Below are 13,500 nucleotides of genomic sequence, written 5' to 3'. Positions count from 1 at the left end.
TTTCACTATCATTTGGAAATTGACTTTTATTTTTTATATTATTAATTTTTAAAAAAATCTTACTTAAATTAAGGTATATTTTACCTTTATTAACAAATTCAAATATAAATATTCAAATAATTTTAAGACGGTTTAGTGTATTAAAATAAATCTTTTTTTAATTTTGTATAAATAACTACTTACCTTTATTTTTCTTAACTTTTTTAATAATTAGAGGAATTGAAACGCATAAGGCTACTGCTATTATAGAAAATAGGGCTGTTAATCCATATATTAAATATTGAGATGGTTTGCTATTCTTAGATTGGTTTTGATCTTTTTCTAAATTTGACTCAACCATATCAACTGATAAACCTGCAATAATTTGATGTTTTATTTTCTTATATTTAGCATTTGAAACTTCATAATTAAGTTCTATTTTTCCTGCTAGATCATCATTTTTTCTTTTTACAATATTAACATTAATGGATTCGAACTCATTTTTCAAAATCAAATCTTCTTCAGAAATATTTGAAGGTGATTTATCAAAATCTTCTACTTTAAAATAAATTTGTCTTAATTTATTTTCAAAGTCATTTCTTTGGGTCGTTTCTTCATCCACATTAATTATTAAAGTATTTAATTTATCAATAAGATTTTCAAGCAATATCATATTATTTATTTGGATTTCTATTGATAATAAATTGTTAAATTCAGATCTTATAAGCTCAATATATTTTAAATTATCAACGAATCTTTTTAAATATCCGTTGATGTTATTTTTAACAATTTTAACTTTGTGAAGATACTCATCATTTAAGGCATTTATTCTATTTTCAAGCCATTGCTTTTTGCTTTCAAAGTTGTTTGTTATTTCATTTAAATCATCAATATATTTATCAACTAATTCAATTTCAAAAGCAAATGAAACTTTATCAGACAAAATCTTAATTTCAGTTCTTCATAATTTAAGATCTTTTTGTTTATCTAAATAATCAATATTCAACTTATTTATTTTGTCATTTAGTATCTCTAATGCATTATTAAAACGTTCTTTTGCCTTGATTAATTCAGAATTATTGACTAGCTCTAAATAATTTTGCTTTATATTATTTAAAAAACTATTGAATTCCTCTATCAATGTATTTACTTTAGTTATACTATCATCAACTAGTAAAATTTGCTTGGCATACTCATTATATGCATTACTAAAATCGCTTTTTAAATCTTCACTATTAGAAGCATATCAACTTTCATTTTGATAATTCTCATTCTGTTTTTTAATAGTTAAAGCTTCATGCATCGTTTCATTAAGTAAATCAGCCGAATTTTTTATTTCTTCTAATTCTTCTAAGGAATTTACTGATTGCATTTTTGTAGTAATATTTTCTTTTTGAATCTCATTTAAATTTGTATAATCAGACACTATTTTACTAATGTTATGAGTTTTCTTAAAGTCATTATATTCTTTTATCAAATTAGCTAAATCAGTTTTATTAGAAATTGTATTTTTTAATCTATAAATATATTGAGTTTTAGCAAAATTCAAAAGTTCATTATCATTAGAAATATCATCTATAGCTTCAGCAAGCTTTCTGGATAATTCTTCATCTTTTATAAAAGAAAAAGTATTAAAAATATCTGCTTTTTCTTTTAAATCTTCATATGATATCTGACTCTTAATTGCTTTATCTAAGTTTGTATATGATGCAACAAAAGCTTCTTTTCTTGTTTCGCTTAACAATCTATAACCTTCATAATCGCTATAATCTTGAAAACTAAGCAACAACATTGTTAATTCATTTACAAAATCATTTATCTTTTTGTTTTCTTTATATAAAACATTTAGCACTTGATTATCAACTGTAGTTTCGAAAACTTCATTAATATTTTGTTTTCTAGCTTCAGTAATAAAGGTTAGATTTTTTATATTAGAAACATAAACATTGGCATTTAATGAACGTGCGTTACGCACAACATTTGATATCTCTAAATACGAATCTGCAGGCAATAATCTTATTTCTTCTTTATAAATATTCTTTTGTCCCTCAAAAAGTTCTGTAAGACTATCGATAATGTATATTCTCGAAGTAACAAAATCATTTCCAGCAACAATATTATTTTGTAAATCTTTAATATTTTCTAACTCAACTAGCAATGTATTATAGTCAATAATATTCTCGTTATCATTAATTTTATTTTCTAGTTGCCTAATTGCATTAACATAAGCATCTTTCAATTCTTGGTTTCTATTATTACTGTTATTTTCAATAAATTGATCAACATTATCAATATAATCCTTAGCTTCGTCTAGTTTGACTTTAAAATTAGATAACTCATCTAATATTAGCTGTGATGAAACTAAAGACTTAATATTCTTTTGGAGAGAATTTTCATAGTGTGTAATTTTATTTCCAATATTTACTTCAGCTAATTTTTGCTTTATTTTAGGAATTTCTAATCTCAAAAATTCTTTTGCTTCAAGTAATTTAGAAATTCTGTTAGCATATTCACTAATATTAGAAAATTCAGCTATTTCTACATTACTTTTGGATTTAGATAATATTTCTTTAACAAGAACAAGAAAGTCGTTATTTATATTATTTAAAATATTAATTCAATATGCTTTACCATAATCAAAATTAGAAAAAATATTTTCAAACTCATTTAATTCATTACCTGTAACAATATTATGCGCCAGGTTTTCTATTTCTCTAATTTTATCTAAGCCGTTTTTAATATTTATTATTAACGTATTATATTTTTCAAAATTTATATCATTATTAATTTCTGTAATATTAAAATCAGCGTTTACCAAAGCAATAAAATTGGTTAACATTTGTTTGACATTATCTTTTGTTTGTTCATCAAATACTTGTTGGTTTTTAAAATAATCAGACTCGAAATTTGAGATCAGTGTTGAAATTTCTATATATTGATTTTTCAAATTTTCTAAATTAGTTCTTAAATTTCTTCATCCGTTTTTAATAATTTGATATTTATTAATATTTTCTTGACTAGGTCTTTTTAGATTTTCTAATTTATTAGTAAATGCATTTTTCAAATACTCAGATACAACAGCTAATGAAGCTGGATAGTATTTAGCATATAAAGAAATCTCTTCTTTTAAATCATTTACACTAATCGTATGTTCTGACAAAACAACTGATTTATCTATTTTTATCTCATTATAATTTCTAGCTGAATAGAATTGGTTTTCTTTTATTGTTTTGCTAAAGCTAAATGTTAAATTTTGATTCTCTTTAAGTTCTCTTTCAAGAGAAATAACTTTAGAATTTTCAGAATAATTTTCAGGAATTATTATTTCTTTTAAAATAGTTTGACCATCTTTGATTGTAATTTTAAAATTGGCTAACGGCCCACGAATAGTTAACTGATTATCAGCAGCAAATAACTCATCAATAGATATCTCGTTTTTAGAAATTAATCTTCCTAAAATACCTTTTTCTAATTCTTCATTACTAATAAAATAATTTCTTTTAAAGATTGCTTGATTAACAGAAGTTCCTGGAAAATCCATATAAACTATCCCTAATTTAGTGACATTTTCATTTTCATTTAATCAACCGTTTATTCTTTGGTTAACATTGGCAGCAAAATTATCAGGCTTGTTAGAAATATCTTTTCAACTAATTGATGTATAGTTTAAAAATAAAAATTGATCATTATTATTTGACCTTCAATAATTATTTGAACGATCAACTAAATTGATGAATCTTGTTACTTTTTCATCAGCAGAAACATGATCTCTTTGTTGAACAGAGAAATCATTAGAAATATAATCATTATATAAAAATCCACCAATTCTTGAGTTGTTTATAAATCTATGTCAATTGTTAACAATAACAATCTTTCCTCTTAAATTTCTTACATTATAATTATATGGATCTAAATCCCTACCTTCTATATTAAATAAAAAATTTTGAAACTTTTGCAAGTTTAATATTCTATTATAGTTTTGGCTGGCTTTATCTGTTTGTGAATAATTTTTAATATTAATATCTTCTTCTTTAACTTTAATAATCACAAACTCCGAAGGATTAATTGTCAAAAACTCAGAAACTCTATCTAAAACATTTTCAAGACCAATATTTGAAAAAACTTCACCATGTTTTATTGCCATATCAGCATTTAATCTAAGATCAAGAGCTCTAATACCAGATTCTAATTGATCTTTTATATTTAGTGATTGAGTTCTTGCTGCGCCTTTATTAAAAAACCATTTTGCTCCTTGTCCAGAATCCATTCCTGAACGGTGTGTTCCAGGTATAGACATATCAAAAAGATTTTTATTATCATTTACATTTTCCATTCATTTTGAAAAGTTATATTCTTTAATATCAAATGGGTGGTATTCATTATTGTAATAAGCATGTGCACCATTTTTATATTCATTTCTATCTTTTTCACTAAATACATAAGCAGATAGTGTTAAAGAAGAAATTAATGGAATGAATAGGCCTGCTGTTAATAGTTTCAATTTCTTTTTCATATTTCTCACTTTAGTACATAGAATTATTTAATATATTAAATAATGTAATAAATTTTATTACAAAATGAATCTTAGATTATACAAAAAATACATATGACTACTTTTTTATAAATATTTTAAATTTATTAACATGATAATAAAAAATAGAGAAGCTTTAAAAAGCTATCTCTATTCCTCTATTAATTTACGATATTTAAACTTTCTTTTAATGTTTCAACTATTTTTTGTTTTGTTGAATCATAATTTTTAAAATTAAAATAACTATTATCTATTTTAAATTTTTCTCATCTTTGATAAAACGTAAAATCAACGATATCACTAATAGAAAAAATGTCTTTATTCTTTTTAATCAAACTAAGCATATGCTCAATTGACATTATTCGTCTTACCGAATAAAATTTTCCATCAGTCTTAAGCATTAATCTTTTAGCTTTTAAAATACTAAGATCAATGTCTTTAATGTTCTCTCAATTATTAGACAATTCTTCATAAAATTTTTCATACGTTACTTCAAAAGTTTTGTTTATTTTCTTTCACGACCTTATAAAGCATAAACAACAAATAAACATAATAAAAATGGCTAAGATAAAGGGAAATCCTATTGACAATGAAATTACTAAGTCGTAAATCGATAGAAGGGGTGTAAATAACCACAAAATAGTAGCAATTCCATTAATCAATATATAAATCAAAATTGTTAAAAAGGAACCAAATAACATTGATTTTTTAGTCATTTTTAATAGAAATGAAAAATATTTTTCATTGGTAATTTTTATTTTGTTTTGAATAAAATATGTTCTATCGAATAAGATATTAGCTCCAAAATAAGCAAAAAAATTTTGAAAGCAAAGAATGAATGAGTAGGGGCAAAAATATAACATATTAAATTTTCCTAAATTACCTTATTGTTTATTCTATAAACTCCGAAATAATCGTTATAAAAAATTTTAAATATTTAATACTGTCATGTTATGAATATTAAACTCTTCGCAAATTTTCGTTTATATAAAATAGGTAAAATATTTTAATTAAATGATGCGAAAAATTTAATTTACGCATCATTTAATTATACAACCATATAAACTAAACATGTTAATCTTTGTATTCTTTGTTATTAAAATAAAACACAATACGAGCCATATTGTGTTTTATTCCAGTTTTTAATCTAATAATTTACCAAATATTTTCTAGCCGAGTTATTTCAATTGCCTTGACTTATTTTTTTAGAAAGTATATAGGTTTTTGAAGCGTTTACAACTAATAAATAATATGCATAATCTTTATTAACTTTTTTATTATTGCTCAATATTTTTTTATTAATAAATAAACCCTTAATTCTAAAATATTCGTTATTAGAAATATAAAAAACTATTTTTTCTTTTGTAATGTCAATTTGTTGATCACTTTCTTGATCTAATTTAAAATCAAAGAAATCTGTTTGATAGTTTTTGTTTTTAATTTTCATATCAAGCACAATAAAAACTGGAACTTGAATTAAAACAAATAAAATTAACAACGCTAATAAATAAAAAAGTGCGATAAATTTTAAGGTCATATCAATATTTGTTTTGTATAACAAAATATAAAATACAAACGACAAAATAAACAAAACATAGCCTAAAATAAAAGGGATGATAAGTCTTTTAAAAACAAATGAAAAATACTTATTATTTAAATGCAATTTATTTTCTTTAACAAGTTTTTTTATTCAGAATATTTTTATTAAATAATATGGAATTTCATAAAATAAAATTAAAAATAAAGATATTAACATTACCGAAGCTAATGACAAAAATATAATAAAATAATCCATATAAGTCTCCATAATTATTTTAGCACATTATAAATAGTAGATAATTTACAAAGGATTTTTTTAAAAATCTGCCTTATTTTAAGCTATATTTTGGGCATAAACAGTTTTTACATAAAAACCAACCAATTCTTACATTTTTTTGTAACTTTGATTATATAACTTCAAATGTTAATAAACTAAAATATTTTTAAAATATCGCTTAAATTAAGCAAAAACTCGCTTTTTTTAAATGTTAATAATAAAGAAGATGACAGTGTTTATATAGCTTTTTTCTCAAAATTTTCACCTTTTTTTCGTTACTATTTCCTAAAATTAGATTACATTTAAACGACAAATAAAGGAGGTAAGCGCATGAAATATTTTTATGTTGAAAATAATAATGATATATCAAGTAATGACCTCCAAAATTTAAGAATGTTTTATAGTCCAATTATCGGAGCAAACGCTATTAGCTTATATCAATATTTATTAGATTTACAAAATATATATAATGCTAATACTAAATATGATTTTAAAGAAACATCCGAATTTTTATTATTAAACGATGATTTAATAATTGAATCTAAAGATAAATTAGAAGCAGTAGGTTTATTAAAGACTTATAAAAATGAAGAAAACGGGTATTTATTTGAATTAATCAAACCACTAAACGCTAATGAAATTGTTAACAACCCTTTTATTAATAATTTAATTAAAGATAAGATCGGAGAAGAGGCTTATAAAAAAATTATTAATGCTAAGGCAAGTTTTTCATTTAAAAAAGATAACTTTGAAGATGTTTCTAAAAAGTACTTTGACGTTTTTCAATTAAATGATGATATATATAAAAAAGAAGAAAGCGACTTTGATTTTTTTGTTAGTGATTTAGAATCTTATGCAAAAACCGTAGATTCTGAAAAATTTATCGAAAACTTTACTAAGTCACAAACTAGCCCAACTCAAAATTTAATGCTTAAAAATCTTAGAAATTTAAAATTTTCTGATGAATGCATTAATCTATTTATTAATTATTCAATTAAGGTTAATAATTTAATAGTATGTTCGTATATCGAAAAAATCGCCAAAGATTATGCAAGCAAAAACATTTTTTTAGCCTCAGACATCACTAGTGAACTAAACAATGCATATCTATTAAAATCAAATCAGAATGTAACAAAATCAACATACTTTAATAAGTCAATAGAGTTTGAAAACTCTTTAAATTACATGAGAAATATCACCGAAGATTTAGATTGAGATGATTAGAAAGGAAAATGATTAATGAATAACTATTTTGATAATTTACTAAATAGTCTAAAATCGGAAAACTTTGATCCAGAACAAGAAAAGCAAAGAGTTATTTCATATCCTCAAGTTGCTAAACTAATCGAAGATCTAAGTTTAAATGATATGCAAATTACATGAGGTATGAACTATTTGCAAAAATATTATGACTATCTAATACAACATGATAATCAAGAACCTTCGTGAAAACTTTTTGTTAACAATGATGGTTTATTAGACATAGATTTTAGCAATGAAGATTATCTATTAAGACAAAAAAAATTGAGTAATTTTTGACTAACATCAGTTACTCCTCTTGATGATAGTTGATATGAATATTTTAATATGATAAGAATCAAAAAGCCAGATGAAATTTTGAAAAATAGCCACAATGGCATAATGCACTTTTCTGAAGATATTCAAAAGCAAATTAAGAATATAACTGGAATAAAACATAATCTTGGTTTATATTTAGTTGATGAAAATTTTATTAACGCTAGACACATTTTAAAATATATAGCTTTCATTATGGGTGTGCAAAAAAATAAAACTGTTGCCTTTTTGGATTCACTAGCACTATATCAATTTTTAATTTCAAATTTTAAAAATGGATCAGCCGAAATAAACGGCATACAAAAAAATTTGATTGATGTTGATTATTTATTCTTAGATCGGTTCGGATTAGGAAGCAAACCAGAATGATTCATCAACTTTTTAATAAATGTATTAACCGAAAGAGAACTAAGAAATAAGCCCGTTTTTATTGCTTCTCCCCTTGATTTTATTAAAGATAATCAGACTTTAATTGCCAATTCAAAAAATAAGGAAAATGACGGTTTAAACAAGCTTGAACAATTATTAAAAAACACTATTGGTAGAATTTGTGTAAAATTCACTGCAAAATAAGCTAAAAATATAATAAAAAAAATAAAAAATATATAATTTATTCATATTTCAAAAATATAGATTAAAACCGCTCCCTCTGCGGTTTTTTCTTTTTTTACAAATTAGCCATCAATTTCAACGCTAGTATTTCAAATAATAGTCAATCAATATAACATTATTTATTTTTATTTTCGCTTTATTTTCCTTATTCTATATTAAATATTTTTTTAAACTATAATAAATATATAAGAATTAGTATTAGGAGGATTAGTATGAAAAAGTCCATATTAAAAAACATTATAAAATCTACAGCTCTAGTTTCTCTTTTTTCTCTAAGCGTTCCATTTGTAAGCTCTTGTATTAGAAAAACTGATAAAGAAAATAAAGTTCCTGTTATTGAAGATATTACTTTTAATTCAATCACTACAACATCAGCTTCTATTACGATTAAATTAAACGAACCAACTCTAATTAAAGAGGATGAAACTAAAATTGAATTAACAAACATTGTAAATTCAACTCATTATTCTACAAAAGTTGAAGTAAAAAATAAACAAGTTTACTTTTACTTCGAAAAAAATCTACAACCCGATTCAAGATATTTTATAACTTCAATCACTGTTAATAACCAAAAAATTAATATACCAAATGAGTTAAAAATTGATTTTCAAACATTGCCAAAACAAAAAGAAATATCTATAAATTCAATTGAATTTTTTGATATTAAAAATAATGAGGCAAAATTAAAGCTAAATTACAAAAGTAATAGTAATGTTGAACTAAGTAATGCAGGTTTTGTTTTTGATCAAGCAGTAAATGTTTCACTTTTATCAAATGCAAACAACCAAGCTATTTTCAAATTAACAAACCTTAAAGAAAATACAACTTACAAATTGAAAAATATAACTTTAGAAGGAATTAGAGTAATTTTAAATAGTACAAGTAACTCTTTCAGTACAATTAAAGACTCTAATAGTGGAAATGAAGACAATCCTATTAATCCGCAACCAAATCCAGATCAAAATAACAAAAAAGAGTTTTTAATAAATAATGTTGAAATATTAGATTTAAAATCCGGATCGGCCAAAGTTAGAGTTAATTTTTCTGAAATTGCAAATAACAGTCAAAATAGTCAATTTATAATGTCCTTATCAAATAATATAGAAAAGGCAAGCTCAGAATTTAATCAAGCCGAAAAATATGTTGACTTTAATTTTGATAACCTTTCACCTGAAACTAATTATCAAATAACTAACTTAAAAGTTAATAACAAATCAATCTTAAATAACTATATATTTTCTTTTAAAACAAAAAAAGTCCAAAACAATAGCAATAACGGCGATAGTAATAGTAATGAACACGAAAGTGAAAATCCAACTACGCCCGATAATGAACCGTCAATCGTTTCAAGAACACCGTTTTATGAAAGCGAGCTAAATGTATCGGAAAAAAATAGCACTACATTTGCTGATATTAAAAATGATATTGCACTTTCTAGTTACTTCACTTTCATTGAAAAAACCGATTCTAATACTCCAAATGAACAATTTCCTAAATATTCTCAAAATGAAATTATTAGTCACGAATTTAAAAATAATTCCCTAATTATTAAAGTAAAAGTTATTGATAATTTCGATAGTAGTCTTGCATTAAAAATTAAAAGAGGTAAATCTGACCAAACAATTAACCAAACAAAACTAGAAGATAAAGTTGCTGAATTTTTAATTGAAAATATTACAAACGGGGAAACTATCAAAGTTATCGGCTTATTTAATGGTGAAAATGAAGTCTCTAACTTCAAAAACAAAAATTATAATATTGAAAACAAAAAAACAACTAACGAATCTGATAAGTTTAGTTTTACAAATTACAACGATTGAAAACTATGAGTAGCAAACTCACAAACTTATTCATTTTCTGTAAACATATACAAAGCAGTTTCAAATATAGATTGGCCAAAAGCATTTGCCCTAAAAATAGTTAATTATGATAATGAAGTTGAATATATTGATTTAAGCTACAAAAATAAATCTGAAGGCGACCAAAGAACTGCTGAAGCATACTTTCCAAAAAGTAAGGTTAATAAAATATTGGGGCTTTCATTGAAAAAAGGTTCTGAATATTTTGATGTAACTAACTTAAACAGAAAAATAGAAAAAGTTGATGGCAGTGAAAGCGAATCAGTTTCTAATTTTAATATCAGCTCAGTAAACGTAAACAATAATAAAATACAAGTCAACTATTTAAATAGTATTGATATTTCAATAGATTCTGTTAAATTTTTAATAAAGAGTTTAAATCCATTTCAACCTTGGTCAAAAATAGTTAATGCAAAAATTGACCATAGCAATAAAATTGCATCATTTAATAACGATGAAATTGCTAAAAATATTTCCGAATATATTATTGTTTCTACTCAACTAGGAGATGAAATAATAAATTATGGATTAAATTCAAAATACAAGTTTGAATATGTTTCAAACAGTAAAACAATTGATTTATTAGACTTAAAAATTATAAAGGATCAACAAAATAAACAACTATTTGCTTCAGCTAAATTCAATTTAGATGAAAATGACATGGAATTTTTAAGGGGCAAATGAATTCAATTTATCTTTGAACCAGAAGTTAATGAAGGTCAAGAAGAGTATTACGGTCTAAACTACGTTAAAGAATATAAAATTAATGTTCCGTTTGAAAAATTGTGAAAATTTGGACTAAATGGCTTTTACGAAAATACAAAATATATTCTAAAATCAATTAAGGCGATTGAACCGTTTACACAAAATAATTATTACGATAATTTCTCTATTTCAAGTAATAATAGAAGTTTTATTTACAAATTTGAATATCAAGATTTAGATAATAACAAATTGATCAAAAATAAAGTTTATGAAGATTCTAATTTAAGTGATTCTAATTTAATTACCAATAGTAAGAATTTAACTAAACAAGATTTAATTAAAATTTGATTATCTAAAGAGACAAAATCTAAAATACCATACTCAATTCAAAATCATTGGGCTTTAATCGAATATGAACGTTATCATTTTTATAAAAATGTTGTCGGAGATATTAAGCCAAGGAAAAACTTTATACTGGTCGATGATAATGGAAATGAAGTTAATTTACGTTTAATTGCTGGACGCAAAATTTTAAACAACGCTATTCCTGTTGTCAGTGAAGATCACAAAAAAGTAACAATAACAGAAGACCTTGACCAATATACTGGTTTAGAAAATATAAAAGATAGTGCAATATTTATATTCAGAATGGAACTAGATAATCATAAAAGAAAACTATCTGAAACTACCCCGTTAGACCCTGCTTCAACATCTGCAAAATCGTTTGTAAATGTCGCCATTAGTTATAAAGATATCAAAGAAAAACGTGTAATTGAAGAAGCTCCTTTTTCATTTTTACAAACTCGTGGAGATATAAGGGTTCACGAAACCATATACAAACAACTAAACGATAGATTTAAATTCAAGGTTAGTCTGGAAAATAATAAAATAAAATTAGAAATAATACCAAAGTATAATAATGTATTGATATTTGATACCTTATATGACCATTATTTTTCATTAGCAAACTCGAGTTTTATTGGGAACGTTTCAACAACATTACACTGAATTAATTCACAAAATAACAATAATGAAATAACGTTCAGAGCAACACCTTTAAATAATAATAATATTTCAATTGATTTAGAAGAAACTTTCATAGACAATACAAATAAACCAAATGATAAATTATTCGAAAAAGAAATAAAACTAAAAAATAAAGATGAAAGTGCAAAAAGATTATATAAAGACGATGTTGCCTATGCAATAGATAATATGCGTAAGCGTTCATTTAGCTTCCATAATGGTTCAAATGGAACATGAAGTTTACTAGGAAAAGTTAAGCCACATGATGACAATGATTATAACTATTATGTAATAAGCAACTCGCATGTTTGAAAAGTTTTCCCACCTGCATCAGGAATTACTGCTGATGGTAATGAATATAAAATTTTAAGCAATACGCGTTTCAAAATACCAATTGTACTTGATGCACCTGCTGATAAAACTTTACCTCATGTTCAACCGCATTTCAATTACTCTGATACATGAAACTTGGACGGCGTAGATTTTAAACTTGAATCAGTTGTTGATTTTGATAATGACAATTTTTACCCTAATGCCAATATATTCAAAGATACTTACGGCGACTCAATAAAAATAAATAGTGGTCGCGATCATTGAATACTTGGTCGTGCTGATTTAATTGTTGCAAAAGTAGATATGAGTTTCTTTTTCCAAAACTTCAGTTTAGAAACAATTAACAAAGCTTCTTATAATGGCCATCCATTAAATGATAGACAAAAAGAAATAGTTAAATTTTTCTTAAATTGAAAAACATTACCAATGGAAGAAATTAGCCCTTATAACCTACATTTAAGTGAATACTACAACCTTAACTGATTTACAGCAACATACCCAGGTTTAGCATCAAATAACAAAGATTCGCTTAAGGGAAAACGTTATCGTGAATATTTATTAGGTAATACAGATTTTATATTTGATAGTGTCAATTATTTAGGAGCAACGTCTAGAAATCTATTGGTAAAATGAGATACAAAACTAATTGATTCATCAGGTGGATCATCAGGAACAACCGTTTATGATTCTAACGGAAAAATTGCTGGGTTTATAGTTGAATCAACTCGTGGAGCATCAAAAGATGAACAAGGTGTAGCTGGTATATTTGTAGTTGATGGACAAAAATACAAATTCTTTGGCGACGGAACAACTCCTCAAAATCCCGCATCATTTTACGAAAGAGCTAGATTATTATCTTATCTATACCCTGAAAGATATGATGGTGAAAACTTCACTAAAAAACCTAAGTTTTACAACGCAATTGAAGAAAATAATTCAAATTAATAACTTATTTCAAAAACATGAACACCGATTAATATGGTGGTCATGTTTTTAATTTAATGATAGACAGCATTTTCTGAGTTTCACAGCTATATAATGCAAAATAAAAATCTGGTTCAAGC

Annotated in this window: 6 protein-coding genes; 3 read left to right on the top strand and 3 right to left on the bottom strand. The window is 24.4% G+C overall.

Annotated elements, in window-relative coordinates; translation table 4 throughout:
- Positions 1-175: 175 nt before the first annotated feature.
- From AB5V95_RS02870 to AB5V95_RS02860, 3 genes are all read right to left on the bottom strand, one after another.
- On the bottom strand, positions 176-4,492 hold the full coding sequence (locus AB5V95_RS02870) for a hypothetical protein (RefSeq protein ID WP_369085849.1): 4,317 nt from the start codon (positions 4,490-4,492) through the stop codon (positions 176-178).
- A gap of 179 nt (positions 4,493-4,671) precedes the next feature.
- A complete protein-coding gene (locus AB5V95_RS02865; RefSeq protein WP_369085848.1) occupies positions 4,672-5,373 on the bottom strand; it encodes a hypothetical protein in 702 nt (233 codons plus the stop codon).
- Between the two features lie 284 nt (positions 5,374-5,657).
- Positions 5,658-6,305 (bottom strand): hypothetical protein, encoded by a 648-nt coding sequence (locus AB5V95_RS02860; RefSeq protein WP_369085847.1) that lies wholly within the window; start codon positions 6,303-6,305, stop codon positions 5,658-5,660.
- Positions 6,306-6,656: 351 nt separating this feature from the next.
- Here AB5V95_RS02860 and AB5V95_RS02855 point away from each other — a divergent pair, with 351 nt between their 5' ends.
- From AB5V95_RS02855 to AB5V95_RS02845, 3 genes are all read left to right on the top strand, one after another.
- On the top strand, positions 6,657-7,550 hold the full coding sequence (locus AB5V95_RS02855) for a DnaD domain protein (RefSeq protein WP_369085846.1): 894 nt from the start codon (positions 6,657-6,659) through the stop codon (positions 7,548-7,550).
- A 15-nt stretch (positions 7,551-7,565) separates the two neighbouring features.
- On the top strand, positions 7,566-8,474 hold the full coding sequence (locus AB5V95_RS02850) for a hypothetical protein (protein WP_051520275.1): 909 nt from the start codon (positions 7,566-7,568) through the stop codon (positions 8,472-8,474).
- A gap of 251 nt (positions 8,475-8,725) precedes the next feature.
- Entirely contained in the window at positions 8,726-13,381 is a 4,656-nt protein-coding gene (locus tag AB5V95_RS02845; protein WP_369085845.1) for a hypothetical protein, read from the top strand.
- Positions 13,382-13,500 lie beyond the last annotated feature (119 nt).

This window comes from Metamycoplasma spumans, assembly GCF_041026625.1.
GTDB lineage: Bacteria > Bacillota_I > Bacilli_A > Mycoplasmatales > Metamycoplasmataceae > Metamycoplasma > Metamycoplasma spumans.
This window is presented reverse-complemented; position numbering and strand designations above follow the sequence as displayed.